General features: G+C 72.8%; 27 protein-coding genes. 6 read left to right on the top strand and 21 right to left on the bottom strand.

The window, feature by feature from the left end; genetic code table 11:
* Positions 1 to 10: 10 nt before the first annotated feature.
* The 4 genes from dprA to LQ940_RS07120 form a co-directional block, all read right to left on the bottom strand.
* Positions 11 to 1,141, bottom strand: coding sequence for a DNA-processing protein DprA (gene dprA, locus LQ940_RS07135; RefSeq protein ID WP_231242300.1), 1,131 nt, complete (start codon positions 1,139 to 1,141; stop codon positions 11 to 13).
* On the bottom strand, positions 1,138 to 2,742 hold the full coding sequence (locus LQ940_RS07130) for a YifB family Mg chelatase-like AAA ATPase (RefSeq protein WP_231242299.1): 1,605 nt from the start codon (positions 2,740 to 2,742) through the stop codon (positions 1,138 to 1,140). The genes dprA and LQ940_RS07130 overlap by 4 nt, the downstream gene beginning before the upstream one ends.
* The gene (locus LQ940_RS07125) at positions 2,742 to 3,110 is read right to left on the bottom strand and encodes a YraN family protein (RefSeq protein ID WP_231242298.1); all 369 of its coding nucleotides are present in this window, start codon (positions 3,108 to 3,110) and stop codon (positions 2,742 to 2,744) included. Before LQ940_RS07125 ends, LQ940_RS07130 begins: the two co-directional genes overlap by 1 nt.
* A 147-nt stretch (positions 3,111 to 3,257) precedes the next feature.
* Positions 3,258 to 3,566, bottom strand: a complete 309-nt coding sequence (locus tag LQ940_RS07120) for a DUF2469 domain-containing protein (RefSeq protein ID WP_134738610.1) — start codon at positions 3,564 to 3,566, stop codon at positions 3,258 to 3,260.
* 69 nt (positions 3,567 to 3,635) lie between these two features.
* On the opposite strand from LQ940_RS07120, the gene LQ940_RS07115 reads away from it, so the two are divergent.
* Positions 3,636 to 4,415, top strand: coding sequence for a YqjF family protein (locus LQ940_RS07115; RefSeq protein WP_231242297.1), 780 nt, complete (start codon positions 3,636 to 3,638; stop codon positions 4,413 to 4,415).
* Here LQ940_RS07115 and LQ940_RS07110 read toward each other — a convergent pair.
* The 7 genes from LQ940_RS07110 to rpsP all read right to left on the bottom strand — a co-directional run bounded on the left by LQ940_RS07110 (position 4,347) and on the right by rpsP (position 9,051).
* Positions 4,347 to 5,075 carry a ribonuclease HII gene (locus LQ940_RS07110; protein ID WP_231242296.1) on the bottom strand — a complete coding sequence of 243 codons (729 nt, stop codon included), beginning with the start codon at positions 5,073 to 5,075 and terminating at the stop codon, positions 4,347 to 4,349. The two genes, LQ940_RS07115 and LQ940_RS07110, sit on opposite strands and share 69 nt — an antisense overlap.
* Before the next feature lie 4 nt (positions 5,076 to 5,079).
* Positions 5,080 to 5,916: a signal peptidase I gene (lepB, locus tag LQ940_RS07105; protein WP_231242295.1), complete on the bottom strand. Its 837-nt coding sequence runs from the start codon at positions 5,914 to 5,916 to the stop codon at positions 5,080 to 5,082.
* Between the two features lie 38 nt (positions 5,917 to 5,954).
* A complete protein-coding gene (rplS, locus tag LQ940_RS07100; RefSeq protein WP_231242294.1) occupies positions 5,955 to 6,305 on the bottom strand; it encodes a 50S ribosomal protein L19 in 351 nt (116 codons plus the stop codon).
* 218 nt (positions 6,306 to 6,523) lie between these two features.
* Positions 6,524 to 7,684: a tRNA (guanosine(37)-N1)-methyltransferase TrmD gene (gene trmD / locus LQ940_RS07095; protein ID WP_231242293.1), complete on the bottom strand. Its 1,161-nt coding sequence runs from the start codon at positions 7,682 to 7,684 to the stop codon at positions 6,524 to 6,526.
* Positions 7,681 to 8,229, bottom strand: coding sequence for a ribosome maturation factor RimM (gene rimM, locus LQ940_RS07090; RefSeq protein WP_231242292.1), 549 nt, complete (start codon positions 8,227 to 8,229; stop codon positions 7,681 to 7,683). Before rimM ends, trmD begins: the two co-directional genes overlap by 4 nt.
* Positions 8,230 to 8,299: 70 nt before the next feature.
* Complete coding sequence (locus LQ940_RS07085; RefSeq protein WP_134738606.1) at positions 8,300 to 8,542, bottom strand: RNA-binding protein; 243 nt, start codon at positions 8,540 to 8,542, stop codon at positions 8,300 to 8,302.
* Between the two features lie 5 nt (positions 8,543 to 8,547).
* On the bottom strand, positions 8,548 to 9,051 hold the full coding sequence (gene rpsP, locus LQ940_RS07080; protein WP_231242291.1) for a 30S ribosomal protein S16: 504 nt from the start codon (positions 9,049 to 9,051) through the stop codon (positions 8,548 to 8,550).
* A 180-nt stretch (positions 9,052 to 9,231) separates the two neighbouring features.
* Here rpsP and LQ940_RS07075 point away from each other — a divergent pair, with 180 nt between their 5' ends.
* On the top strand, positions 9,232 to 9,840 hold the full coding sequence (locus LQ940_RS07075; RefSeq protein WP_231242290.1) for a hypothetical protein: 609 nt from the start codon (positions 9,232 to 9,234) through the stop codon (positions 9,838 to 9,840).
* A 34-nt stretch (positions 9,841 to 9,874) separates the two neighbouring features.
* On the opposite strand, the gene LQ940_RS07070 is transcribed toward LQ940_RS07075, so the two are convergent.
* Positions 9,875 to 10,945, bottom strand: coding sequence for an amidohydrolase family protein (locus LQ940_RS07070; RefSeq protein ID WP_231242289.1), 1,071 nt, complete (start codon positions 10,943 to 10,945; stop codon positions 9,875 to 9,877).
* A 134-nt stretch (positions 10,946 to 11,079) separates the two neighbouring features.
* On the opposite strand from LQ940_RS07070, the gene LQ940_RS07065 reads away from it, so the two are divergent.
* Entirely contained in the window at positions 11,080 to 12,249 is a 1,170-nt protein-coding gene (locus LQ940_RS07065) for an ROK family transcriptional regulator (protein ID WP_231242288.1), read from the top strand.
* An 8-nt stretch (positions 12,250 to 12,257) separates the two neighbouring features.
* Here LQ940_RS07065 and LQ940_RS07060 read toward each other — a convergent pair whose 3' ends face one another.
* The 6 genes from LQ940_RS07060 to LQ940_RS07035 form a co-directional block, all read right to left on the bottom strand.
* The gene (locus LQ940_RS07060; protein ID WP_231242287.1) at positions 12,258 to 12,626 is read right to left on the bottom strand and encodes an NYN domain-containing protein; all 369 of its coding nucleotides are present in this window, start codon (positions 12,624 to 12,626) and stop codon (positions 12,258 to 12,260) included.
* Positions 12,627 to 12,881: 255 nt separating this feature from the next.
* A complete protein-coding gene (ffh, locus tag LQ940_RS07055; protein WP_231242286.1) occupies positions 12,882 to 14,474 on the bottom strand; it encodes a signal recognition particle protein in 1,593 nt (530 codons plus the stop codon).
* Between the two features lie 52 nt (positions 14,475 to 14,526).
* Positions 14,527 to 16,746 (bottom strand): [protein-PII] uridylyltransferase, encoded by a 2,220-nt coding sequence (locus LQ940_RS07050; protein ID WP_231242285.1) that lies wholly within the window; start codon positions 16,744 to 16,746, stop codon positions 14,527 to 14,529.
* A gap of 13 nt (positions 16,747 to 16,759) precedes the next feature.
* Entirely contained in the window at positions 16,760 to 17,098 is a 339-nt protein-coding gene (locus tag LQ940_RS07045; RefSeq protein ID WP_231242284.1) for a P-II family nitrogen regulator, read from the bottom strand.
* Between the two features lie 126 nt (positions 17,099 to 17,224).
* Positions 17,225 to 17,563, bottom strand: coding sequence for a P-II family nitrogen regulator (locus tag LQ940_RS07040; RefSeq protein WP_231242283.1), 339 nt, complete (start codon positions 17,561 to 17,563; stop codon positions 17,225 to 17,227).
* Positions 17,560 to 18,852, bottom strand: a complete 1,293-nt coding sequence (locus tag LQ940_RS07035) for an ammonium transporter (protein WP_231365083.1) — start codon at positions 18,850 to 18,852, stop codon at positions 17,560 to 17,562. The genes LQ940_RS07040 and LQ940_RS07035 overlap by 4 nt, the downstream gene beginning before the upstream one ends.
* Before the next feature lie 288 nt (positions 18,853 to 19,140).
* Here LQ940_RS07035 and LQ940_RS07030 point away from each other — a divergent pair, with 288 nt between their 5' ends.
* On the top strand, positions 19,141 to 20,064 hold the full coding sequence (locus LQ940_RS07030; RefSeq protein ID WP_231242281.1) for a rhamnan synthesis F family protein: 924 nt from the start codon (positions 19,141 to 19,143) through the stop codon (positions 20,062 to 20,064).
* On the top strand, positions 20,054 to 23,233 hold the full coding sequence (locus LQ940_RS07025) for a glycosyltransferase (RefSeq protein WP_231242280.1): 3,180 nt from the start codon (positions 20,054 to 20,056) through the stop codon (positions 23,231 to 23,233). Before LQ940_RS07030 ends, LQ940_RS07025 begins: the two co-directional genes overlap by 11 nt.
* Positions 23,234 to 23,245: 12 nt before the next feature.
* On the opposite strand, the gene LQ940_RS07020 is transcribed toward LQ940_RS07025, so the two are convergent.
* Genes LQ940_RS07020 through LQ940_RS07010 form a run of 3 tightly spaced genes read right to left on the bottom strand, consistent with a single transcriptional unit; the run spans position 23,246 to position 26,023 of the window.
* The gene (locus LQ940_RS07020; RefSeq protein ID WP_231242279.1) at positions 23,246 to 24,031 is read right to left on the bottom strand and encodes a class I SAM-dependent methyltransferase; all 786 of its coding nucleotides are present in this window, start codon (positions 24,029 to 24,031) and stop codon (positions 23,246 to 23,248) included.
* Complete coding sequence (locus LQ940_RS07015; protein WP_231242278.1) at positions 24,028 to 25,044, bottom strand: glycosyltransferase family 61 protein; 1,017 nt, start codon at positions 25,042 to 25,044, stop codon at positions 24,028 to 24,030. Before LQ940_RS07015 ends, LQ940_RS07020 begins: the two co-directional genes overlap by 4 nt.
* Positions 25,045 to 25,090: 46 nt before the next feature.
* Positions 25,091 to 26,023: a class I SAM-dependent methyltransferase gene (locus LQ940_RS07010; protein WP_231242277.1), complete on the bottom strand. Its 933-nt coding sequence runs from the start codon at positions 26,021 to 26,023 to the stop codon at positions 25,091 to 25,093.
* Positions 26,024 to 26,136: 113 nt separating this feature from the next.
* On the opposite strand from LQ940_RS07010, the gene LQ940_RS07005 reads away from it, so the two are divergent.
* Positions 26,137 to 26,886 (top strand): sulfotransferase family protein, encoded by a 750-nt coding sequence (locus tag LQ940_RS07005; RefSeq protein WP_231242276.1) that lies wholly within the window; start codon positions 26,137 to 26,139, stop codon positions 26,884 to 26,886.
* Positions 26,887 to 26,892: the final 6 nt, after the last annotated feature.

Raw genomic sequence — 26,892 nt, 5'->3', positions numbered from 1 at the left:
AATCCACCCCTCACGTGTGCGCCAGCGCGGCGAGACGCCAGCCCGCCCCGTCCTGGACCACCAGGCCGGCCCCCAGCAGGTAGGTGAGCGCCGAGCGCACCTCGACCACCCCCAGCCCGGCGGCGCGGGCCACCGAGTCGGTGCCGGCGCCGTGGGACACCGGCACCGCGTCGAGGACCTGCCGGTGCCGCGAGGTCAGCCGGTCGCGGGGATGGACCGGGCCTCGCGGCTCGTCGGCCAGGTGGGCGCCCGCGTCACCGACGAGCTCCAGCAGCTCCTGGCCGCTGGTCACGACGGTGGCCGCCCCCTGCCGCAGGAGCTGGTGGACGCCCTGGGACTGGGCGCTGGTGACCGGGCCGGGCACCCCCAGGACCACCCGGTTGAGACGGGCGGCCCAGTTGGCGGTGTTGAGCGCCCCGCTGCGCGCCGCCGCCTCCACCACGACGGTGCCGCGCGCGAGCGCGGCGATCAGCCGGTTGCGGGCCAGGAACCGGATCCGGGTGGGGGCGCAGCCCGGCGCCGCCTCCGACACGACGGCGCCGGTGGCGGCGATGTGGTCGATCAGCTGCTGGTGGGCGGCCGGGTAGACCCGGTCGGCGCCGCACGCGAGCACCGCCACCGTGGGCGCGTCCACGGCCACGGCGCCCCGGTGGGCGGCCTGGTCGATGCCGAACGCCGCCCCGGAGACGACCGGGAAGCCCGCGCGGGCCGCCACCGCGGCCAGCTCGCCGGCGACCTGGGCGCCGTAGCTGGTCGCGGAGCGGGCCCCGACGATGGCCACCGACCCCGCCAGCGAGTCCAGTCGCACCGGGCCGCGGACCCACAGACCGATGGGCGGTCCGCCCCGCTCGTGCAGCTGGCCGGCCCGGACCAGGTCGCCGACCTGCGCGGGCCACTCGGCGTCGGAGGGGATCACGAAGCGCAGCCCCAGCCGCGCGGCCTGGTCGAGCTCGCGCTCGGGGTCAGACGAGGCGAGGCGGGCCGCGAGGTCGGTGCGGATGCCCTCGGGGTCGCGCTGCTCCACCAGCATCCGGTGCAGCTCCTCGGCGCCGAGCTCGGCGACCAGCGCGGTCAGGCGGGGGTCGCCGGGCTCGGCGAGGCGGCTGAGCGCCGCCCGCGCCAGGCGGTCGGCGTGGCTCACGCGGACCTCACCTCCACCTGGCGCTGCGGCAGCGGCTCGGCGGTCCGCAGCCGCAGCGCCGTCTCCACCTCCGCCGGGCCGGGCGCCACGTCCCGCCCGCTGCGTACGGCGGTCAGGTCGGCGACCGTCCACGCGACCCGGTGCACGCGGACCGCGCCGCGGCTGCTGAGCCGCCCGGAGAAGAGCTCGTCGTCGAGCCGGCGCTGCCCCTCGGGCTCGAGCGGCCACGCCTCGCGGAGCACCGGTCCGGGGGCGTGGGCGTTGAGCCGCCAGCTGCGCTCGGCATAGCGCTCCGCCTGCCGTCGCCGCGCCGCCGCCACCCGGTCGCGCACCACCGACGAGGGCTCGACGACCGCGAACCGGTCGGCCTGCTCGTGCGGCGCGACCGGCTCCACGTGGCGCACGATGTCGATCCGGTCGGCGAGCGGGCCGGTGATCTTGGCCCGGTAGTCGCGACGCACCCGCTCCGCGCAGGTGCAGCGGTTGTGGCTGGCCTTGGCGTGGTACTCCCCGCAGGGGCACGGGTTGCTCGCCAGCACCAGCATCCCGCGGGCAGGGAGGGTGACCAGCTCCTCGCGCCGCGCGATCGTGACCTCGCCGCTCTCCAGCGGCTGGCGCAGCGCCTCGATGACGTCGCCGCGGAAGAGCGGGAACTCGTCCAGGAACAAGACCCCGCAGTGAGCCCGGCTGATCTCGCCGGGGCGGATGTAGCCGCTGCCGCCGCCGATCAGGGCGGCCTTGCTGGCGTCGTGGTGCGGCGCGGCGTAGGGCGCCTGGGTCAGCAGGCCCTGGCCCGGGTCGAGCGTCCCGGCCAGGGAGTGGATCGCGGTGAGCTCCAGGGCCTCCTCGGTGCTCAGCGGCGGCAGGATCGTCGGGATCCGCTCCGCGATGCTGGTCTTGCCGCTGCCCTTGGGCCCGGACAGCAGCAGGTGGTGCCCGCCCGCGGCCGCGACCTCCACGGCGTACTTGGCGTCGGCGAGGCCGCGCAGGTCGGCCAGGTCGACCTCCTCGAGCCGCTCGGCCCCGCGCCAGGCCAGCAGCCGGCTGCCGGACATCGGCGGCACCGGCGGCGCCTCCGGGACATCCTCGCCCTGCAGCTCGGCCACGACCTGGGCCAGCGAGCGCATCCCGAACACGTCCATGCCCGGGACCATGGACGCCTCGCGCGCCAGCGGCTCGGGCACGAACACCCGGGCGATCCCCCGCTCGGCCGCGGCGAGCACCATCGGCAGCACCCCGGGCACGCAGCGCAGCCCGCCGTCGAGGGTCAGCTCGCCGATGAAGGCGGTCGCCTGCAGCTGGGCCACCGGCAGCCGCCCGTCGGCCGCGACGACCGCCACCGCGATCGCCAGGTCGAAGTGGCTGCCCCGCTTGAGCAGGTCGGCGGGCGAGAGCAGGATCGTGATCCGCTTGGTGCTCGGCCACCCGAGCTCGGAGTTGATCACCGCCATCCGGCACCGGTGCTGGGCCTCGCTCAGGGAGGCGTCGGGGCGCCCGACCAGCGTCGTGCCGACCTGTCCCGGCGAGACGTCGGCCTGGACGTCGACGAGGTGACCGGTGGCGCCGTGCAGCGACACCGTGTGGGCGGTCGCGAACGGCATCAGCCGATCCCCCGCACGTGGTCCACGACGGCCGCACCGCGCGGTGGCCGCAGGACGGCGACCAGGTCGACCCGGGTCTCGGGCGGGTGCACTCCGTGGTCCTCGGCCCAGCGGAGCCCGAGGCGCCGCAGCCGGTCCAGCTTGGCCTGCGAGACCGCCTCGTGGGCAGAGCCGCACACCTCGCTGGTGCGCGTCTTGACCTCGCCCACCACCAGCACCGACCCGTCGCGCAGGACCAGGTCGATCTCGCCCTCCTCGCACCTCCAGTTGCGGTCGAGCAGGACCAGGCCCGCCGCCACCAGGTGCCGCGCCGCCACCGCCTCGCCGTACGCGCCCAACGCCTGCTTGCTCGCTGCTGTCGTCGTCATCTCCGACCTCCTGACGACAGCCTCCTCAGGAGCAGGGACAGCCGAGCGGGGCCCGGCACCGCCCTGGGGACGAGCACCGTCGCGGACCCCGGCTGTGGAGGGAGGACGGCCTCTCGTGGGGCGCTCGGTACACCGAGGGCCGGCCGGCTAGCCCTTGGGCGGGTCGATCTCCGAGGTGTTGAGCTCCTCGACGTTGACGTCCTTGAACGTCAGCACCTTGACGTTCTTGGCGAAGCGCGCCGGGCGGTACATGTCCCACACCCAGGCGTCGGTCATCGACACCTCGAAGAACACGTCACCGGCCTCGGTGCGGGCCTTCACGTCGACCTGGTTGCACAGGTAGAAGCGCCGATCGGTCTCGACGACGTACTTGAAGATGCCGACGACGTCGCGGTACTCGCGGTAGAGGGTGAGCTCCTGCTCGGTCTCGTACTTCTCGAGCTCCTCGGCGCTCATGGCCCTCCTGCCGGTCCTGGATGGTCGCTCACGGGCCGGACGCGACCTCGTTACTGGCATCGTAGACGTGTGGACCCGAGCAGCCGCGAGCAACCGTGGGTCGAGCCCGACGCGATCGACCCCGTCGCGCCACCCCTGCGCTCCCCCACGCTCGCGCACCAGTGGTGGCGCGACGTCAGCTTCCTGCACTGGCGGGTCGACGCGTCGCGGGTCGCCGACCTGCTGCCCCCGGGGGTGCGGCCCGACGTCATCGACGGCAGCACCTGGGTGGGCCTGATCCCGTTCCGGATGTCGGCCGCCGGCCCCGGCGGCCGGTGGTCGGTGCCGTGGGCGGGCGACTTCCTCGAGTACAACGTGCGGCTCTACTCCGTGGACGAGCGCGGCCGGCGCGGCATCGTCTTCCTCTCACTCGACGCCCAGCGGCTCCTGGTGGTCGCCGGCGTCAACGCCGCACTCCGCATCCCCTACCGCTGGGCGCGGATGTCGTGCGCGCACCCGGCGCCGGGTCTCGACCCGTCCGGAGAGCGGCTCGTCTACACCTCCGTGCGCCGCGCCCCCGGACGCGCACGCACCCACCTGGAGGTGGAGGTGGGCGAGCCGATCGGGCGCCCCTCCGAGCTCGACCACTTCCTCACCGCCCGCTTCGGCGCCCACACGCACGCGTGGGGCCGCACCTGGTGGGTGCCGGTCACGCACGCGCCCTGGCCGCTGCGGCGGGCCCGGGCCCGAGTCGTCGACGACGAGCTGGTGGCGGCCGCCGGGCTCCCTGGGCTGAGCGGCTCAGCCCCCGACTCGGTGCTCTTCTCCTCCGGCGTGCACGTCCTCTTCGGGCGCCCCGAGCGGGTCTGAGACGGGCTCCAGCCCGGCGGCGCGGCGGACGTTGACGAAGCGCATGCGGTGGATCGGCGAGGGGCCGTGCTCGTCGAGCGCCGCGGAGTGGGCCTCGGTGATGTAGCCCTTGTGGGTCTTGAAGTCGTAGGCCGGCCAGTCGCGGTCGAGGTCGGTCATCAGGCGGTCGCGGGTCACCTTGGCCAGCACGGAGGCGGCCGCGATGCACGCGGCGACCCGGTCGCCCTTCCAGACGGCGAGCCCCGGCACCCCCAGGCCGTCGACCGGGAAGCCGTCGGTGAGCACGTACGCCGGCGGCAGGTCGAGCAGCGCCACCGCGCGGCGCAGGGCCTCGACGTTGGCGACGTGCATGCCGAGCCGGTCGCACTCCTCGTGGCTGACCACGACCACCGACCAGGCCAGCGCGCGGCGTACGACCTGGTCGTAGCAGCGTTCGCGCGCCCTCTCGGTGAGGAGCTTGGAGTCGGCCAGGCCCGGGACGATGCCGGCCTTGCCGGCGGGCAGGATGGCGGCCCCGGCGACCAGCGGCCCGGCGCAGGCGCCCCGGCCGGCCTCGTCCACGCCGGCGATCGGCTCGATGCCGTGGCGGCGCAGGGCGCGCTCGTAGCCGTAGAGCCCGGCGTCGCGCCGGACGGTGAGACCGCGGGGCAGCTGGCTCACCGCGTCACTCCCCCGCGGCTGGAGCTTCGGCTACGTCGGCGAACGAGTCGGGCCGGTCGAGCCAGTCGAAGCGGTCCCGCGGCCAGGCCAGCAGGAACACCTTGCCCACCACGAGCTCGGTGTCGACGTACGGGTTGCGATGACACTCGGTCTCGTCGGCGGTGCACAGGTGGGCCGAGGAGTCGCTGGAGTGGTTGCGGTTGTCGCCCATCACGAAGAGCTGACCCTCGGGGATGGGCCCGACCTTCCAGTCACAGCCCGGCATCGGGCCACGGCACTCGACGCCGGCCTCGGCCTGGACGTAGTCGTCCTCGTCGAGCGGCTCGCCGTTGAGAAGCAGCCGGCCCTGGTCGTCGCAGCACTCGATGACGTCTCCCTCGACGCCGATCACCCGCTTCACCAGGTGCCCGCCCGACGGGTAGAGACCGACCTTGGCCATCAACTTGCCGACCCCGTTGGTGGGGCCTGCGCTCTCGGCCGGGTCGAGCCAGCCGCCGGGGTCCTCGAAGACCACGACGTCGCCACGCGAGGGGGAGCCGTCGAACCAGTAGGAGACCTTCTGGACCAGGATCCGGTCGTTCTCCACGAGCCCGGGCTCCATGGACTCCGAGGGGATGTAGAAGGCCTGGACGAACAGCGCCTTGATGACGACGGCGAGCACCACCGCGACGGCCAGCAGCAGCGCGCTCTCCTGCCAGATGGGCAGGCGACGGCGCCGGGCCGGCTCGTCGGCGGGCGCGAGGCCGGACCCGGAGGGGTCGTCCTCGCGCACCGCCACGGCGTCGACCCGGTGGGCGGGCCCGTCGACGTCGTCGAGGGGCTCGTCGGGGTGGTGGCTCACGCGCAAAGTCTAGAGAGGCGTCCCGAGAGGGAGGCTTCTCAGAGCTCGCGGCGCTCCTTGATCTTGGCGGCCTTGCCGCGCAGGTTGCGCAGGTAGTAGAGCTTCGCGCGGCGGACGTCACCGCGGGTGACGATCTCGATCTCCTCGAAGATCGGGGAGTGCAGCGGGAAGGTGCGCTCGACGCCGACGCCGAAGGAGACCTTGCGGACGGTGAAGGTGCGGCCGATGCCCGAGCCCTGGACGCGGATCACGACGCCCTGGAACACCTGGACACGCGAGCGGCTGCCCTCGACGACCTTGACGTGGACCTTGATCGTGTCGCCGGCGCGGAAGGCGGGGACGTCCGCGCGCTTGTTGGCGTTGGTCAGCTCGGTAATGACGTTGGTCATGGTTCTCCTCGCGAGTGCCACAGGTCAGCCGCGGTATCGGATGTGTTCAGCTGGGTCGGTCCAACCGTGCTGGCCGGCGGCGCAAGGCTCCCCCTGTGGCAGGAGCCCGGCGCGGACCCTCCGGGCGTGCTTCGGAGCGGACCTTCGGCCGACTGGACCGACCTACGAGTCTGCCACAGTCGGCGCCGCCGCCAGAAATCGGCCGGGCCGGCGCCGGGCTAGCGACGGGCCTTGGTCAGGACCACCGCGAGCGGCGGCGCCGGGAGGTCGCGGCGCAGCCGGAAACCGGCCTTGCGGTACATCCTCAGGTTGTCCGCGCTCTGCGCGCCGGTGAAGAGCACGTACGACGTCGCCTCGGCCGGCGCCACCGCCTGGATGTGCTCCAGCAGCACCCGGCCCAGTCCGCGTCCCTGGAGGTCCGGGGCGACCATGACCCGGCCGATGTCCCACGCCGTGCCCTCCAGCCGGCCGCGGACGGCGCCGACGAGGCGCCCGTCGGCCCGCACCACGTACGTCGCCCACTCCGGCAGCCAGGCCACGACGTCGTCGTAGGACTCCTGCAGCGCGGGGATGCCGCTCACGCTGTCGTTGGCCACGGCCTCCTGGAGCCAGCAGGCGCGCTGGAGCGTCAGCAGCTCCCCGGCGTCGCCGCGGGTCGCCGGGACGATCTCCCACTCGCCGACGACGGTGCTGGGGCTGAGCAGGTCCGGGCGCCGCGCCGCCGTACGGCGCTCGGCCTGGTCGCGGCGCCACCGGGCGATGCGCGCGTGGTCGCCCGACAGCAGGACGTCGGGCACGTCCAGGCCGCGCCAGGAGGCGGGCTTGGTGTAGACGGGGTACTCCAGCAGCCCGTCCTCGTGGGACTCCTCCGTGAGCGACTCGGCGTTGCCCATGAAGCCCGGCAGCAGCCGGACGACGGCCTCGGTGACCGCGAGCGCGGCCACCTCTCCCCCGTTGAGCACGTAGTCGCCGAGAGACACCTCGACCACCTCGGCCCGGGTCGCGGCGTGGTCGAGGACCCGCTGGTCGATGCCCTCGTAGCGACCGCAGGCGAACACCAGCCGCTCGCGGGTGGCGAGGTCGCGGGCGAGCGCCTGCGTGAACGGCACCCCCGACGGGGTGGGGACGACGAGCGTCGCCCCGGGCGAGCCGTCGAGGCCCAGCTCGTCGAAGGCCTCACCCCACGGCTCCGGCTTCATCACCATGCCCGCGCCCCCGCCGTAGGGGGTGTCGTCGACGGTGTGGTGCCGGTCGTGGGCCCACCGGCGCAGGTCGTGGACGTGGACCTCGATCAGCCCGCGGTCGCGCGCCTTGCCGGGCAGCGACAGCGACAGCGGCGCCAGGTAGTCGGGGAAGATGGTGAGGTAGTCCAGCCTCACGCGTCGTCCTCCAGCGGCGTCACCAGGCCCGGGCGGTCGGCGACGACCAGCCGCCCACCGGGCACGTCGACCTCCGGCACGAGCTCCTTCACGAACGGCACCAGCCCTTCGCGACCCTCGGGCGTCGTGACCGTCAGCAGGTCCTGCGCGCCGCCGTGGGCGATGGCGGTGACGGTGCCGAGCGCGCGCCCGTCGACGTCGTACGCCGCCAGGCCGACGAGCTGGTGGTCGTAGAACTCGTCGGGGTCCTCCGGGGTCTCGTGCGGGTCGACGGTGGCGACCAGCAGGACGCCGCGGGCGGCCTCGGCGTCGTTGCGGCTGGCCAGCTCCTCGAAGGTCGCGAGCAGCGTGGTCTGGTGCCAGCGGGTACGGGCGACGGTGAGCGTGCGGTGGCCGAACGCCGACCCGGCCGGCTTCTGGAGGGCCAGCGTGGTGCCGGCTGCGAAGCGCCGGTCCGGCTCGTCGGTGCGCAGCTCGAGGGTCACCTCGCCGCGGATGCCGTGCGGCTTGCCGATGCGGGCGACGACGACCTCGATGGTGCTCACGGTTCTCCTTCTAGACGCAGAACGGGTGCCGTCCCGGGAGGACGGCACCCATTCAAGCGGTTCTTGTACGTCAGCGGCGGCGGTCGACGTCCACGAAGTCGATCCGCGCGCCGGCCTTGCCCGCCAGGGCGGACACGACGGTGCGGAACGCGGACGCCGTACGGCCGCCACGACCGATGACCTTCCCGAGGTCGTCGGGGTGGACCCGGACCTCCAGGATCGAGCCACGACGCAGCTGCTTGTCGCTCACGGACACGTCGTCGGGGTTGTCGACGACACCCCGGACGAGGTGCTCGAGCGCGTCGGCGAGCATGGCGATCAGGCCTTCGGCTCGGTCGCCTCGGTGGCCTCGGCCTCAGCGGCCGCGCCCTCCGGGGTCTCGTCGGCGGGAGCGGCCTCGGCGGCGGGCGCCTCCTCGGCCTTCTTCTCGGTCTTCTTCTCGGCCTTCTTCTTGGTGACGGCGTCGCCCTTGGGCTCGTTCGCCGACTCCTTCAGCGCCTCGTTGAAGATCTCCTGCTTGTCCCGCTTGGGCTCGGCGACCTTGAGGGTGCCCTCGGTGCCGGAGATGCCCTTGAAGGACTGCCAGTCGCCGGTGATCTTGAGGATCTTGGCCACGGCCTCGGTCGGCTGCGCGCCGACACCGAGCCAGTACGCCGCCCGGTCGGACACGACGCTGATGTAGCTCGGGTCCTCCTTGGGGTGGTACTTGCCGATCTCCTCGATCACCTTGCCGTCGCGCTTCTTGCGCGAGTCGACGACGACGATGCGGTACTGCGGCACCCGGACCTTGCCCAGGCGCTTCAAACGGATCTTGACGGCCACGGTTGTGGTGTCTCCTTGAGGTTCGTGGTGGGTGAAGTCGCGAAGCCGGGTGGGGAACACACGGCGCCGGTCCTTCGATGGGCCTCGTCGCGTCCGGGTGAGAGGGACCGGGCGCACAGGACTCAGCGGGTGATTCTGCCAGAGATGCGCGGGACAGATGAAATCGGGCAGGCTGAGGCGATGACCCAGCATCTCACGCCGTACGGCGCTCCCCCGGCCGCGCCGCGGACGCGTCCGAGCGCGTGGTGGTTCGCGGTCGGCGGCGCGCTCGTGCTCGCGGCCGTCGGCGCCGGGACCGCCTTGTTCGTGTGGACGCTCAGCGGCTTCCTCGAGACCGACGCCACGGTCCGCGCCGACGGGCAGCCGCACCGGATCTCGGTGCCGACCGACCAGGACCGGATGCTGTGGTTCGACGACACCGTCACCTACCCCGACTGCCGGGTGGTCGACGCCCGCACCGAGGAGGAGATCCCGCTCCGGTCGGTGTCCGGCGACTTCCGCCGCGAGGTCGGCTCCGCGGACTGGCTCGGCGTCCACCTCGTCGATCCGGGCAGCGGCGACCTCGAGGTCACCTGCCAGGGAGCACACGAGGGCGCCGTCGTCGAGATCGGCCCGGCCCCCGCCGTCGACAGCTTCGTCTTCGGTCTCCTCGCCACCGTCTTCGTCCCCCTGCTCCTCGGCGGCGCCGGCCTGGTGGTCCTCATCGTCACCGGCGTCCTCTTCGCCATCGGCCGCCCGCGCACCCCCACCCCCGCCGACCCGTCACCAACTGAGCGCATTTCCCGCTGACCCGTCAGAAACTTTCTGACGGGTCAGCGGGGAGTCAGGCGACGACGCGGCCGCGGAGGACGACGCAGCGGGGCTCGAAGAGCGCGGTGAGGTCGGCGAGGGGGTCGCGGTCGTAGACCACGAAGTCGGCGGAGGAGCCCTCCTCGAGGCAGTCGAAGCCGAGCCACTCGCGCCCGCGCCAGGACGCGGCGCCCAGCGCGTAGTCGGCCGGGAGACCCAGCTCGCCCATCGCAACGACCTCGCCGGCCAGGTTGCCGTGACGGCTGACCCCGCCGCCGTCGGAGCCGGCGTACAGGGCGACACCGGCCTCGTAGGCGGCCATGATCGTGTCGCGGCGACGGGTGTACAGGTCGGTCATCGTCGCGGCGTAGGCGGGGAACTTCTCGGCGCCGGCCTCGGCGTAGCTCGGGAACTTGTCGAGCTGCATCACCGTCGGCACCAGCGCGATGCGGCGGCCGGCCATCGCCTCCACCAGGTCCGTGGTGAGGCCGGTGCCGTGCTCGATGCAGTCGATGCCGGCCTCGATGAGACCGGGCAGCACGCCCTCGCCGAAGCAGTGCGCCGTCACCTTGGCGCCGTGCTCGTGGGCGGCGGCGATCGCGGCGGCGAACGCCTCGGCGGGGAACGACGGCGCGAGGTCGCCCTCCTCCCGCGAGATCCAGTCACCGACCAGCTTGACCCACCCGTCGCCGCGCTGCGCCTCCTGCACGACGTACGCCGTCAGGTCCTCGGGCTCGACCTCGTGGGCGTAGTTGCGGATGTAGCGCTTGGTGCGTCCGATGTGCCGGCCCGCCCGGATCAGCCGCGGCAGGTCCTCGCGCTCGTGGATCCACGCGGTGTCGGCCGCGGAGCCGCAGTCGCGGATGAGCAGCGCACCTGCGTCGCGATCGGCCACCGCCTGCTCCTCGATGGTGGCCTCGTCGACCGCGCCGTGGTCGTCGAGGCCCAGGTGGCAGTGGGCGTCGACCAGGCCCGGGACGATCCAGCCCTCGGCGACGAGGTCCGCGCCGGACGTCGCCTCGTAGGTGACGCGGCCGTCCACGACGTACACGTCGCGGGCCTCGCCGTCGGGCAGCACCGGACCTCGGAACCTGATGACCGTCATGCCCCCGGACGCTACCGCCGCGTGCTCAGACCTCGCGGCGCAGGAAGCCCCAATTGGACGCGTCAATGCATAAAGATCGGGCAACGACGACTTTTTAGTGCGCCTCCCGGACGAATCTTCCTTAGGCTCGGATCATGGCCGCACTCAGCTCCGGGTCCCTCGAACGGCTCCGCGTCGCCAACCGCCGCGCGGTCACCTCGCTGCTGTCCGGCGGCCCGATGAGCCGGGCCGACCTGGCGCGCGGCACCGGGTTGTCCCGCACCACCGTGTCCAGCCTGATCGCCGAGCTCATCGACGGGGGCCTGGTCAGCGAGACCACCGATCGCGGCCGTCCGCACAAGGGCGGCAGCGGCCGCCCGCCCGTCCTGGTCACGCTCAGCGCACCCTCGGGCGGCGTCGTCGGGGTCGACGTGGGCCACCGGCACGTCCGGGTGGCGGTCGCCGACCGCACCGGCCAGGTCCTCGCGGAGGACTGCGCCGCCGTGGACGTCGACACCCACGGCGCCGACACCCTGGACCGCACGGCGGTCATGGTGCGCACAACGCTGCATGCCGCCGGTCTCGAGCGCGACGAGGTGCACGCCGCCGCGATGTGCGTGCCGGCCCCGCTGGACCGCCGCTCGGCCCGGGTCAGCACCGGCATCATGCCCGGTTGGCGCGAGCTCTCCCCCGGCGAGGAGCTGCAACGTCGCCTCGGGATACCGGTGTTCGTCGACAACGACGCCAACCTCGGGGCGCTGGCCGAGGTCGAGCGGGGGGCGGCCCGCGGCGTGAGCGACGTGCTGTACGTCAAGGTGGCCAGCGGCGTCGGCGCCGGGATCGTCCTCGGCGGCCGGCTGCATCGGGGGACGTCCGGCATCGCGGGCGAGCTCGGGCACGTCCAGGTCGGGGAGGACGGGCCCGTGTGCCGCTGCGGCAACCGCGGCTGCCTGGAGACCATGGTGTCCGCCCCTCGGCTGCTGGACGTGCTGCAGCCGGCGTACGACGAGCCCCTCGACGTGAAGCGCGTCCTGGAGCTCGACGCGGACGGCGACGCCGGGGTGCGCCGGGTGCTCAGCGACGCCGGCCGCACGATCGGGCGCGCGCTCGCCGACCTCTGCAACGCCCTCAACCCCGAGCTGGTGCTCCTGGGGGGCTCGCTCGGCACGTCGTCGGCGCTCGCCGTCGGCATCCGCGCCTCGGTCGACCGCTACGCGCAGCCCGACACCGCCGCCGCCGTCCGGGTCGCCCCCGGCCGCCTCGGCGACCGCGCCGAGATCGTGGGCGCCGTCTCGCTCGCGATCGCCCGGGTCGCCTCGGGCTGAGCGGGGGCTCAGAGGTGGTCGAGCAGCCAGGTCGGACTGAGGACCAGGGCCCCGTGGTGCTCGACGCGGCCCATGAGGATCCGGTCGGCGGTGACCACGCTGACCCGCTCGCCGCGCTCGGCGGCCTTCTTGGCCTCGGCCACGATCGTGTCGTCGCCGTTGCCCTTCGCGTGCACGGTCGTGACGTGGGCGTCGCGCCCGGCGCGGACGCCGCCCTTGGCCGCGCCCTCCAGCACCAGCACCACCCGCTCCTGCGGTACGTCGGCCACCATCAGCTGGGCATGCAGCCGGGCCGCCGCACCCGCCCGGTCCTTCCACCAGCCGTCGGGTCGCGCCCCCACCACGTTGGCGCCGTCGACGACGAGAGTCGTGGTCACTTCCGCACCACAGGGCGTCGGAAACTCACGCGTCCGGTATGAAGCTTCGTGCGGGAGGCGTGAGTTTCACCGGGTGCCCGGTGAATCTTGCGGCCCCGGGCACGGCGGCGCCAATCTCCCCTGTCAGCACCGGCCATCACGAGTCTCCTAGTCGCGTCAGCATCACGGCCCATCGGAAACTCGCGCATCCGGTATGAAGCTTCATGCGGGAGGCGAGAGTTTCACCGGGCACCCGGTGAATCTCGGGGCGCCCGGTCACTTCAGGAACTTGGAGAAGTCCTTGGGCAGGTTCAGGTTGGCGGCGGCGGCTTCGTAGTCGACCGGCTCGGCGTCGGGGTTGCCGAACGGGTTGGCGGCTGCGGCGGCCGCACGCTCCTTGGCGGCGGCGGCCTCCTGAGCCGCCTTGGCCGGGTTGCCGGAGCGCTTGGCGCCCTTGCCCTTCTTGGGCTGCGCCTTCTGCTTGCCGCGCTTGCCGGCCCCGGGCAGGCCGGGCATGCCAGGCATCCCGGGCATGCCGGGCATCCCGCCGCCCTTGGCCATCTGCATCATCATCTTGCGCGCCTCGAAGAAGCGGTCGACGAGCTGGTTGACGTCGGAGACCATGCGGCCCGAGCCCTTGGCGATCCGGGCGCGGCGCGACCCGTCGATGATCTTCGGGTTGGCCCGCTCGGCCGGCGTCATCGACTGGATGATGGCCTGGATCCGGTCGATCTCGCGCTCGTCGAAGTTCTCGAGCTGCTCGCGGAACTGCCCCATGCCGGGCAGCATCCCCATGATCTTCGACATCGAGCCCAGCTTGCGGACCTGCTGCATCTGCTCGAGGAAGTCGTCGAGGGTGAACTCGCCGCCCTGACCGCTCAGCTTGGCGGCGGCCTTCATGGCCTGCTCGGAGTCGAAGCTCTTCTCGGCCTGCTCGATCAGGGTGAGCATGTCGCCCATGTCGAGGATGCGCGAGGCCATGCGGTCGGGGTGGAAGAGGTCGAAGTCGGTCAGCTTCTCGCCGTTGGAGGCGAACATGACCGGGCGCCCGGTCAGCGACGCGATCGACAGGGCGGCACCACCGCGGGCGTCGCCGTCGAGCTTGGTGAGCACGACGCCGTCATAGCCGACGCCGTCGAGGAACGCCTGCGCGGTGACGACCGCGTCCTGGCCGATCATCGCGTCGACGACGAACAGCACCTCGTCGGGCTGTACGGCGTCGCGGATGTCCGAGGCCTGCTGCATCAGCTCCGCGTCGACGCCGAGCCGGCCGGCGGTGTCGACGATGACGACGTCGTACAGCTTGCGCTTGGCCTCCTCGAGCGACGCCCGGGCGACGCCGACCGGGTCCCCTCCGTGCTCGACTCCTTGGGCGTTGCCGGGCTCGGGGGCGAAGACGGGTACGCCGGCGCGCTCGCCGTTGACCTGCAGCTGCTTGACGGCGTTGGGGCGCTGGAGGTCGCACGCGACGAGGACCGGGGACTTGCCCTGGTCCTTGAGCCACAGCGCCAGCTTGGCCGCGAGCGTCGTCTTGCCCGCACCCTGGAGGCCGGCCAGCATGATCACGGTGGGCCCGGACTTGGCGTAGCGCAGCCGGCGGGTCTCGCCGCCGAGGATCTCGACGAGCTCCTCGTTGACGATCTTGATGATCTGCTGGGCGGGGTTCAGCGCACCGCTGACCTCCTCGCCGCGCGCCCGCTCCTTGACCGCGCCCACGAACTCCTTGACCACCGGCAGCGCGACATCGGCCTCGAGCAGCGCGATGCGGATCTCGCGCGCGGTGGCGTCGATGTCGGCTTCGGAGAGCCGGCCCTTGCCGCGCAGGTTCTTGAAGGTGTCGGCAAGCCGGTCGGAAAGGGTGGCAAACACAGGTGTGGCGTCCTCGGGCAGGCGAAGTCGGGAGTCTCGTGGAGGGTCCAGCCTAGCCGGGACCCGTGAGTGCCTCGCGTACGGCGTGCGCCGCGCCCGCCGCACGGGTCTCCGAGAGCGCTCCCGCAGACGGCTCCACCACGTAGAACACATCGACGGCCTGCGGTCCCAGCGTGTCCACGTGCGCCGAGCGGACCTCGACGTCGAGTCGCGCGAGCGTGGCGCACACCAGGTAGACCACGCCGGGCCGGTCGGCGGTGCGCACCTCGAGGACCGTCGCGTGGTCGCTGGCCTCCGGACGGACCACGACCGTCGGGGCGAGCGCACCGCCGCCCCCGGGCCGCAGCCGGGCCGACGGGTCGAGCCGCCCGTCGACGATCGCGTCGTACTTCTGTCGCAGGATCGCCGGGTCGAGGTCCTCGTCCGCGACGTCCCAGACCGAGATGCCGTGCTCCCCCTGCGCCCACACGCGCGCCGCGCGCACGACCGTGCGCTGCAGCGCGAACATGGCGGCGAAGTCGGCGAGCAGCCCGATCCGGTCGATGGCGATGGTGGTGACGCGGGAGCCACCGGGCACGGGCTCCACGGAGATGTAGACGGAGTCGGGGCGCAGGTCGGCGGGGACGGGCACGTCGTCGCTGTGGATCGGCGGCAGGGCGGCGCCGGTGTCGAGGGCGGCGTGCGCGCGGCGGGCCAGGTCGAGGATCAGCCCGGAGCGCCAGGACGACCAGGCCTTGGGCGAGGTGGCCTTGGCGTCGGCCTCGGTGAGGGCGCCGAGAAGTGCGACCGCCTCGACCGAGCCCAGGCGCGAGGTCACCAGCTCGACGGTCGCGGGGTCGTCGGGGTCGCGGGTGGTCGCGCTCTGGGCGAGCAGCAGGTGCCAGCGCACGAGCAGCGAGATCAGGTCGACGCAGTCCGGCGCGAAGCCCATGCGGGTGGCGATCCCGCGGGCGAAGGGCTCCCCCGCGACGCTGTGCTCGGTCAGCCCGCCCTTGCCGATGTCGTGCAGCAGCGCGGCCACCATCAGGACGTCGGGCCGGGCCACGGAGCGGATCAGGGACGAGGCCTCGATGCAGGTCTCGATGACGTGCCGGTCGACGGTGAAGCGGTGGATGACCGAGGCATGCGGCAGGGAGCGCACCCGCTCCCACTCCGGCAGGAACCCGCTCAGCGCCTGGGTCTCCTCCAGCGTCTCCCAGACCGCGAGCAGGCTGCGGCCGGACGCCAGCAGCCGCACCAGCAGCTGCCGGGCCTCGTCCGGCCACGGGTCGGGCAGCGGCGGGCACTCCCGCACCAGCCGCGCGGCGGTGGCCGGCGCGAGCACGACGTCGCGCTCGGCGGCGGCGGTCGCCGCGCGCAGCAGCAGCACCGGGTCCTCGGCGGGGCGGGCCCTGCGGTCGAGCACGATCTCCCCCGCCGACAGGGCGACCCCGGCGGCCACCGGCTCGAGGGAGGGGCGTCGGGCCCCCTTCACCGACACCGGACGCGCCAGGACCGCGTCCACGCGCCGCCACGCCAGCCGCGACAGGTGCGCGATCCGGCGCCCGAGGTCGCGCACGTGCACCTGCGCGGCCAGGTCGTCGGCCAGGTCCAGCGCCTCGGCGAGGTCCGGCCACACCTCGGGAGCGATCCGATCGGTGGCCCGCCCCGTGGTGGCGTGCAGCAGGTCGCGGACGTCCAGCAGCGACCTCCGGCTGCGCTCGAGGTCCACGTGGGGCACGTCGACCAGCCACGTGGCGACCAGCCCGCGGAGCACGGTCGCGTCGCGCAGGCCGCCCTCGGCCTCCTTGACGTCGGGAACCGATAGATGCGCCAGCTCTCCCAGCAGGTCGTGGCGCGCCCGCACCAGGTCGTGTAGGGCCGGCAGCCGCTCGCGCGCCCCGCGGCGCCACTCCGCGAGCATCGTCGTGCGCAGGCGCAGGGTCAGGTTGGGGTCGCCGGCGACGTGGCGCACGTCCAGCAGCCCGGACGCCACGCGCAGGTCCGCCGCGGCCGCGGTCAGCATCTCGGGCATCGTGCGCACCGAGTGGTCGAGCCGGCTCCCGCTGTCCCACAGCGGGTACCAGACCTTCTCGGCCAGGTCGCCCAGGTCGACGCCCTGGTCGGAGACCAGCACCACGTCCAGGTCCGAGTACGGCGCGAGCTCGCCGCGGCCGTACCCGCCGACCGCGACCAGTGCCGCTCCCGAGGCCGGGCCCCCGCAGCCCTCGTAGGCGGTGACGCACAGGGCGTCGGCGTCGGCGGTCCGGGCGGCTCGCTCCGAGGCGGTCATCCGAGGGCGACCACTAGATGGCCGCGTCGTCCCGGTCGCCGGTGCGCACGCGGATCACGGAGTCGAGCGGCGAGGTCCAGATCTTGCCGTCCCCGATGCGGCCGGTGCCGGCGCTGGTCTGGATCGTCGAGACGATCGTCGCGGCGTCGTCGTCGCCGACGACGATCTCCAAGCGGATCTTCGGCACGAGCGCCACGTCGTACTCGGCGCCGCGGTAGACCTCGGTGTGGCCCTTCTGGCGGCCGTAGCCGCTGACCTCGGAGACCGTCATGCCGGTGACGCCGGCGGCCTCGAGGGCCATCCGGACCTCCTCCCACTTGTGGGGCTTGATGACCGCGGTGACGAGCTTCATGCGTGCGCTCCTTGCTGAGGGTGGGCGGCGCCCGGGACGGTGCCGATGATGCCCCCAGGACGTGCCGACGACCCGGCCGTCTCAGGACGGCCGGGTCGTCGGGGCTCTACGAGGGGGCCGCGGCGGCTAGAGGGCCGCCTCGTCCTTGTCGCCGGTACGGACCCGGATGACGGTCTCGACCGGGCTGACCCAGACCTTCCCGTCACCGATCCGGCCGGTCGCCGCGGTCTTGACGATGATGCCGACGATGTCGTCCGCGTCCTCGCCGTCGACCACGATCTCGATCCGGATCTTCGGCACCAGCGCGATGTCGTACTCGGCACCGCGGTAGACCTCCGTGTGGCCCTTCTGGCGGCCGTAGCCGCTGACCTCGGAGACCGTCATGCCGGTGACGCCGAAGGTCTCAAGGGCCTCGCGGACGTCCTCCCACTTGTGCGGCTTGATGACCGCGGTCACGAGCTTCATGCGCGTGCTCCTTCCGAGGCGGGGACGGTCTGGGTGCCGAGGACGCCGGTCTTGCCGCCGCCCCCACCCATCCCGGTGTGCAGGTCGTAGGCCGTCTCACCGTGGGCGGCGAGGTCGATGCCCTCGACCTCGTCCTCCTCGGAGATCCGCAGGCCCACGGTGTACTTGATGGCGAGGGCGATGACCGCCGTGACGATGCCGGAGAAGACGATCGCCACGAGCACACCCAGCACCTGGTCGCCCAGGGAGCCGACGCCGCCGCCGTAGAAGAGGCCGTCGATCCCACCGGCACCGTCGGAGGTCGAGAAGAGACCGATCAGGACGGTGCCGACGATGCCGCCGACCAGGTGGACGCCCACGACGTCGAGCGAGTCGTCGTAGCCCAGCTTGTACTTCAGGCCGACCGCCCAGGCACACACCGCGCCGGCGATGAGGCCGATGGCGACCGCACCCTCGATGTCGACCGCGCCGGCGGCCGGGGTGATCGCGACGAGGCCCGCGACGATGCCGGAGGCGGCACCCAGCGAGGTGGCCTTGCCGTGCATCAGGCGCTCGATGAGCAGCCAGCCGAGGATCGCGGCCATCGTGGCGAGCGTGGTGTTGGCGAAGGTGCGGCCGGTCTCGGAGAAGAACTGCGCGATGTTCTCCTCGTCCGTGGCGCCGGTGAAGACGATCGAGCCGACGTTGAAGCCGTACCAGCCAAACCACAGCAGGCCGGCGCCGAGCATCGTCAGGGTCAGGTTGTGCGGGCGCATCTGGTCCTTGGGCCAACCGATGCGCTTGCCGAGCAGGAGCACGAGCACCAGCGCCGCGATACCGGCGTTGATGTGGACCGCCGTGCCGCCGGCGTAGTCCTGGGCCCCGATGCGGCCGCAGATCAGCGAGTCCTCGGTGCAGCTGAAGACCATGTGGGCCATCGGGAAGTAGGCCAGCAGCGCCCACAGCGGGACGAAGAGCAGCCAGGCCGAGAACTTCATCCGGTCCGCGACCGCGCCGCTGATCAGGGCGACGGTGATGATCGCGAAGGTCATCTGGAACATCACGCCGATGTAGGTGTCGGTCGGGACGTCCTTCAGCCAGAACAGGTCGAAGGGGTTGGCGAAGAACGTCCCGTCTCCGGCCCAGCCCATCGACCAGCCGACGGCGACGTACAGGATGCCGACGATCGCCGCGGCGATGTAGGACATCATCATCATGTTCAGCACGGACTTCGACCGCGACATGCCGCCGTAGAAGAGCGCCAGCGCCGGCACCGTCATCATCAGGACAAGGGCCGTCGCGACGAGCATGAAGGCGTAATAGCCGTCCACAGAACCTCCAGAAATCTAACCGGGGAGACGCGGCCCGCCGGCGACCGCACTGTCGCCGCGAGATCCCCACCTCATTGGTCAGAACTTTCGGGGTCCGAGGTTTCGCGGCCCGCCGTCCGATGTTGCGGGCAGGCAACGAGTTCCCTCCTGGTGTTACGTCTGCGTTACGGGATCCGCAGCCCGGGACGACGGGCGCCGTCGCGTACGATCACCGATCGCGCACACCCGCATCCGGCACCAGGAGGAGCCTTGTCTCGGTTGGCCGTGATGGCTCACTACGACCCCCGCGGCCTGGTGGCCCCCCACGTCCGCCGCCACGTCGCGGCGTTGGCCTCGGCGGTCGACGAGCTGGTGGTCGTGTCCACCGCCGAGCTGGACGACGAGGGCGCGGCCTTCCTCGAGAGCCACGCCCGGCTCATCCGCCGGCCCAACTACGGCTACGACTTCTTCAGCTACAAGACCGGGCTGGAGGCGAGCCGGCTCACCGGGCACGACGAGGTGATCGTCTGCAACGACACCTACGTCGGGCCGTTGGTCGACTACTCCGAGATCTTCGAGACGATGGGGAGCCGGCCCGCCGACTTCTGGGGGCTCACGGCCTCCCAACGCGTCCACCCCCACGTGCAGAGCTTCTTCGTCGCCTTCCGGCCCTGGGTCCTCGACTCGCAGGCGTTCGCGCGGTTCTGGCGGACGATGTCGCCGGTCTCGGACCGCGGCAAGGTGATCGCCGCCTACGAGGTCGGGCTGAGCCGGTCCCTGACCGACGCCGGGTTCCGCTGGTCCTCGTACTTCTCCGAGACCGACGCGGACCGCACGCTCGCGCAGCGCCGGGTCGCGTGGTGGACGGTGCACCGGCTGCCGCCGCCGCGATCGCGTCGCCAGCTGTCCTGGCTGCTCGAGCGGGCGAAGGACCCCTGGAACCCCGCCATCGCCCTCGCCGACGTCGCGCTCGACGGCGGCCGCCTGCCGTACGTCAAGATCGACACCCTGCGCTATGACCCCTACGGCCTGGGCGCAGACCGGCTGCTGCTGCTCTGCGAGCAGCGCTACCCCGAGGCCTTCGCCGGGGTCCGCGAGTACCTCGACGCGACGTCCGCGATCTCGACCGTGCGCCCGGACACCGTGCTGCGCCCGACCCCCCGGGCGCTGCGCCCGCTCCGACGGCTGGTGGAGTACCGACGTGCCTCCTGAGACACCCGACCTCCTCCGCCGCGCCCGCAGCGTCGCCGGCGCGGCCGCCCGACGCACCGGCCTGCGCCCCGGGGCGCCGACCCCGCCCGCCAGCCGAATCACCGCCAAGGGCCGCCAGGTCCTCCTCGACACCCCGCTCTTCGACCAGCACTGGGTGGAGCAGCAGCTGGGGCGCAAGCTGGGCTCCAGGGCGGCGGCGGTGGACGCCTACGTGGCCAACCCGGCACTCTCGCCGCACCCGCTGTTCTTCATCGAGGCCGTCGACCCGCGCTTCGGCAGGCCGCCGGCACTGCGCAACCCGCTGCTGTGGTTCCTCAACAACCATCGCGTACGCAGCAACGCCTCGCCCCATCCGCTGGTGGACCTGGAGGCCATCACTCGTGCCGACCCCGCGGCCGCCGAGCACCGTCTCGGCCCCCTCGTGGGGTGGTTGGAGCGGGCCACGCCCGACTCGGTCCTTCCAGGCGGCCCGGATGCCCCCACCGTGACGCTCGGCGAGGTCGCGGTGGCCAGCGCGCGAGCCTTGCGGCAGTGGCAGCGGGATCTGGGGCTGCGCAACGCGCCCCGCGTGAGCGCGGAGCGACCCGGCGACCTGCTCGAGCCCGGCACGATGCCGGTCGCACCGGACGACGGAACGCCGTTGGTCAGCATCGTGATGCCGCTGTGGAACCGCGCCACCGTGGTGCGTGACGCGGTGGAGTCCGTCCAGCGCCAGACGTTCGGTGACTGGGAGCTGCTGATCGTGGACGACGGCTCCACCGACGACTCCCTCTCCGTCGTGCGGGGCATGGCCGCATTCGACGAGCGGATCGTCGTGGTGCCCGCGGGCCATCACGGGGTCTCCGCGGCGCGCAACACCGGGCTCGCCCGCGCCCGCGGCCGCTACGTCGCTTTCCTCGACACCGACAACCAGTGGCGCCCGGGCTTCCTCCAGGTGATGCTCGCCGAGCTGGAGGCCCACCCCGACTGGCAGATGGCACACGCCGCCCTGCAGGCGGCCAGGGACGGCGAGGTCTACTACCGCGCGTTCGAGGGCACGCACCGACACCTGCTCGTGGCCAACCACATCGACCTCAACGTCCTGGTGGCCCGGCGCGAGCTCGTCACCCAGGTAGGTGGCTTCGACGAGAGCCTGCGGCGGGGGGTCGACTACGACCTGGTGCTCAAGATGGCCGAGCGCACCCCGCCGCACCTGGTGAGCTATCTCGGCGTCGACTACACCGACGACTCCGACGATGCGACCGCGGGCCCGCGCATCAGCAACCAGGAGTCGCCGGCCTGGCTCTCGGTCATCGCCTCGCGCCACCTCGTCGACTGGGAGGCCGCACGCGCCGCCGAGCGGGTGCCGGGGCACACCAGCGTGGTGCTCCCCGCGGCGGGCTCCATCCGCCCTCTGGTCCTGTGGCTGCGGGCGGTGTCCGCGGCGGCCCGCGAGGGGCTGCCGGTGGACGCCGTCGTCGTCGGCGAACGGCTCCCCCGCTCGCACCACGTGCTTCTCGGCGTGCTCACCGAGGTCCTCGGCCACGCCCGGCTGGTGACACTCCAGATGGACCGGGGCGCGGCGGTCCGGGCCAACGTCGGCTTCGCCGCCACGCGCGGGGAGCAGGTGGTGCTCGTGCTCGACCCCATCGACCCCGACCTGCCCGCCGCCCTGCGGCTCGCCGGCGCGCTCGAGGACGGCGTCGCGTTCGCTCAGCCCTTGGTGCTGGACACGACCCGCACCGTGCAGACCGCCGGGGCGGCCTTCGACGACGACCTGGCGGTGCCCTACCCCTTCCTGGCCGGCCATCCGGCCGAGGACGCCCGCCGCGCCGGCCGGCGACCCGTCCCCGCCGCCGCGGGACCGGTCGTCGCCATGCGCGGCGAGCACCTCGCCGACCTGGACGGGCTCGATGCCCTGTGCGGCCCGTTGACCATGTCGGACCTCTCTCTGCGTGGGGCCGCGGCCGGCCACGGCGCCACCGGCCTGGTGCCCGATGTCGAGATCGTCGCCCGTCCCACCCCGACCCCCGACCCGGCGGTGACCGCAGCCGCGATGCGGACCCTCGCGGCGCGCCACCGGCCGCCGGGCGGCTCGGCGGACGCCTGGCGTGCCGCGGGCCTCGACGTGGTCCGCCACCGCTACGACGTACTGCCGGGGCAGGCCACCGGGCCGGAGGACAACCCCGCCCTGTGCCCCAGCGCGGTGCTTCAGCCGCTGCGCGGCTCGCTGCAGGTCACGCAGGCAGCGCCCGTGCTGCGGTGGGCGATCGACCTCGCCTCGCCCGCCGGCCCCAAGGGGCTCGCCTGGGGCGACACCCACTTCGGCGAGGCCCTGGCCGCCGCGCTGCGTCGACTCGGGCAGCACGTCGCGGTCGACGCCCGGGAGCAGCGCCACCGCCCGAGCCGTGACCTCGACGACGTGGTGCTCGTCCTGCGCGGCCTCGACCTCGTCGTGCCCCGCCCCGGGCGGGTCAACCTGGAGTGGGTCATCAGCCACCCCGACCTGGTGACACCGCAGGAGGTCGCGCGCTTCGACCGGGTGTACGCCGCCAGCGTCGCGTGGTCCGAGCAGGTCAGCGCCGAGTGGGGGGTCGAGGTGCGGCCCCTGCTGCAGGCGACCGACCCGACCCTCTTCCACCCCGGCCGCGCCACCTTCGACACGGGGCCCGAGGTGCTCTTCGTCGGCAACTCCCGCGGCGTCTACCGCACGTCCCTGCGCCACGCGAACGCGGCCGGTCTCCCCGTCACGGTCCACGGCGCCGGCTGGCACGACATCCTGCCCGAGGGCGCGGTGAGCTCGCTGCTCGTCGACAACGCCGAGCTCGGCGAGCTCTACGCGTCCGCGGGCGTCGTCCTCAACGACCACTGGGAGGACATGCGCGCCGCCGGCTTCGTCTCCAACCGACTCATGGACGCGGCGGCCGCGGGCGCCCGCGTGGCGAGCGACGATGTCCCCGGGGTGGACCTGCGCGAGCTGTTCCACGGCCTCGTGCAGCCGTGGCAGGACCAGCAGGAGCTGGTCGGCATCGTCGCGCAGCGCGAGACCCTGTTCCCCGATGAGGCTGGCCGACGTGCCGCGGCAGAACTGGTCGCGGCCGAGCACTCATTCGACGCGCGCGCGGCGCAGCTCCTCGACGATGCGGTGCAGCTGCTCATGCAGCGGTCTGCGCGGGCCCACGAGGACTGACCCGGTGACAGGTCAGCCGGTCGCGTCGATGCCGGACGGGTCGGCGCCGGCCGGCTCGCGCAGGGCACGGATCTCGCGGAAGATCTTCCCGAACGGCGCGAGGGAGAGGACGTCCTGCTGCAGTACGAAGTCCTCGAAGGAGAGCTCCGCCGTCGTGCGGACGGAGCGCTCGACCACCGAGGAGCGCCGCTGCCGCCACACGACGGCCACGCCGTGGTTGTTGCTCACCGTGCGGTAGGTCAGCTGCTGGCAGAAGGTGTCGATGAACCACAGCAGGCGGTAGACGTCACCCATCCAGTCCTTGTTGTCTCCCTTGACCCACTGCCGCACGCGGACGGACTGCAGGTGGTCGGGCAGGGAGGCGTGGTAGCTGCTCGGACGGACGTCGTCGATGACGATGATGCCGCCCTCCGACAGGTGGTCCAGCGCGTTGAGGAGGTCTCGCAGCGTCTGCTCGAAGGTGTGGAGCCCGTCGAGGAAGATGACGTCGAACCTCTCACCTTCCCCGATGATGGACCCGAAGTACTCGTCACTGGTCACCTGGTGGTAGGTCGTCGTGTCGCGGCGCTTCTCCTGCTCGGTCTGCCAGTCGAAGTCGAAGACCGGATCCACGGCCACCTTGCGACGCGCCTTGACCGCGTGGAAGGTGACTCCCCTGCTCACCCCGACCTCGAGGTAGCTCGGCTCGTCGAACAGGCTCAGCAGACGCTGGACGACCTTGGAGCGGGGAACGTACTGCTTCGCGGGTGAGCGCTTCTCGGCGGAGGGCTCGGCGTTGCCGAGGGGCGTCGCGGTCATCTGGCTTCCTTCGTCGGTGGAGACATGAGCTCGAGCTCGTCGAGTATGTCAGCGGCACGCCGTGCGGCAGGGACGAACGCGTGGTGGTGGCCGCGTGCGGCGTCGATGACCTGCTGGTTGCGAAGGCCTCCGTGCGGTGCTCGCTCGTCACCGACCTCCACCACGTACGCCGGGTGCGACGCGAACGCGGAGAGATGGAGGGCGGAGCCCGAGTTGCCCCCGATCACCCGGGCTCCCGCCGCCAGACCGATCTGCTGGTCGACGCTCAGCTCCTCGGGGAAGAACACGGCGAACCCGGCACGCTCGAAGTCCTGGTCGAGCTCCCGGTCGCGTTGCGGCGACGAGCGCACGGGTCGGCCCCGGTTCACCGCGTCGGCGTTGTGGCGGGTGCGGGAGAAGTAGACCCGGTCCGGGGACCGATCGGACGTGACGCCGGAGGCGACCGTGCGCCACACCGCCACCGCCTCCGGGCGGGCCCAGCCGTTGACGACGTAGGGGCGCTCCGCGACGACCAGCCGATCCACCGCGTGCCGGGTGCCGACGACGCGCACGTCGAGACCCTGCCGTCCCGCGAGCTCGACCAGACGCTGCTGCCACGGGCTCACCTCACCGCGGGGTGCCAGCCAGGAGTGGAAGACCAGACCGTCGACCGACGTCTCGGTCCACAGGCTCGTGAGCGTCTCGGTGATGAAGTGGCCGAACATCGGCATCCAGTGGCCGCCGTAGAGCCAGGTCCCGCGCAGCCGGCGACCCGGCGCCTGCTGTCCGAGATCCTTGAGCAGCGCGGGGTCGCAGGCGGCGTAGCGCTCGCCGCCTCCGCCGCAGACGCGCTGGGACTCCGACACGACCGCGCCGCCCCTCGTGTGGACCGCCCCCCGGATCCAGCGGTCCGGGCGACCGAGGACCGCCAGGTTGCCATGGGTGGTCCGGGTCAGCACCGCGTCGGTCACCACGCGCTCCACCAGCGGCTCCTGGGGGCGCTGGACGGGAGACTCAGGACGGGCCCAGGGCACGGGGACACGGTACGACAGGCGCGTGCGCCTGTCGGTGACCGACGTGTCAGTCGCGCGCCATCGTCCGGCCGACTCGGCGCCGTACTGCCAGGGCGCCGGCCCGCGCGCTCTCCTTGATCCCCAGGGGCCGGTCGCGCTCCTGTCGGAGCCGGTCGACCACCGAGCGCAGCCGGCGGGTCTCCTGGCGCTGCCGGTCCAGCTCCCCGTGCAGACGGGTCAGCTCGCCCAGCATCGCCGTCAGCGACCGGGTGAGCGACGTCGGCCTCGGGAGCTCTCGTGGCGGCACCTCCGCTCCTGCCAGCGGCCGGGCGATCCAGACGAGCTCGTCGGGATTGACGTGCAGCCAGGTGCTCATCTCTGCGCCGAGCAGGGAGCGTGGAGTGACCCTCTGGATCGCCAGACCGGACTCGACCAGACGGTCCTCGAAGTCGTCGCCGTAGAAGCGAACGTGGTCGACCTGGCCGAAGCGCCGCACCCGCTCCTCCTCCGGAGCATCGGGATCCTCGTCCGTGCGCTTCCCCGCTCGGAACGGCACCTGCAGCAGGGCGATACCCGACGTCGACAGCACCCGGGCCATCTCCCGCATGGCGGCCCGGTCGTCCGGGATGTGCTCCAGAACGTGGTAGCAGACGAGCAGGTCGACCGAGTCGTCGGCCAGCGGCAGGTCGGTCAGGCTGCCGAGCACGTCGACCAGCCGGTTGTCGGCGCCGAGGTCCAGCCGGAGGTGCCGGCGCGCGCCGAGATCTCCGAGGATCGGCGAGGTCTCGGTGGCAGGCGCGACCTCCAGGAGGGTGTCGAGGTCTTCGAGGGTGGGCCCGAGCACGCTGAGCAGGATGGCGAAGAAGCGGTGCCGTTCGAGGCTGCGGCAGCGCGGGCACGACGCGTTGGGCCGCCCCCCGGGCCCGGGCCGGAACTCGCGCCGCACGACCTGGTGACAGACGCTGCAGTACCTCCGCGGATACTCGAGGAGCCCGGTCACCTCACACCACCTGTTCTGTCGTTGCTGGTCCTCCGCGAGGCACCCTAGCTCCCGCACTCCGACGAGCGGACAGCCGTGCCGTCCACGCATCCGAGATCCCTACACTGCTCGCCATGCCCCGCCCCCTCTTCCTGGCCGGACTCGGACGCTCAGGCACCACCGCGCTCACCGAGCTCTTCGACAGCCACCCCAAGGTGGCGATCGGGATGGAGCGCTACAAGGTCCTCGTGGGCCTGGAGATGAAGGGCACGCTGACGCCCGACCACTTCACGCGTGAGCGGTTCTTCGACTTCTCCGACGGGCTGACGAACATCCGCCCCGACGTCCACCCCCGCTGGCACGACCTCTACGAGGCACTGGACCGCAAGTGGGACCACGCCGAGTACGTCGGCGACAAGCTGACCCACCTCCGGATCCGTCCGATCCTGGAGTCGCTTCCCGACGCCCGGTTCCTCTGCATCATCCGGGACGTGCGCGACGTGGCGGCCTCCTGGGACCGGCGGGCCCGCAACGAGGCCGACCCGGCCTGGGCGGCCACCGAGGGCGCCCGCGCCGCTCTCCTGCCCTGGAACAGGGCGCTCCGGCGCGTCGGCCGCATGCGGAGGAGCCACCCGCAGCGGGTGGCGGTCGTCGAGTACGAGCGGCTCTTCGGCGACCCGGACGGTGCGGCGGCAGCGGCAGCGCTGCAGTGGCTCGGCCTCGAGCCGGACCCGCTGTTCGACGCGGCCTTTGCCCAGGCGCACCGCCGATACACCCAGTCGATCGCCGGGCGAGAGCGCACCCTCTCGGACGAGGACACGGCCTACCTCGAGCAGGGGGCGGACCTCGAGCTGTGGGGCCGGCTGCGGCAGCGCAGCCTCTGAGCGGGG

The sequence above is a fragment of the Nocardioides sp. cx-173 genome (assembly GCF_021117365.1).
Taxonomy (GTDB): domain Bacteria; phylum Actinomycetota; class Actinomycetes; order Propionibacteriales; family Nocardioidaceae; genus Nocardioides.
This window is presented reverse-complemented; position numbering and strand designations above follow the sequence as displayed.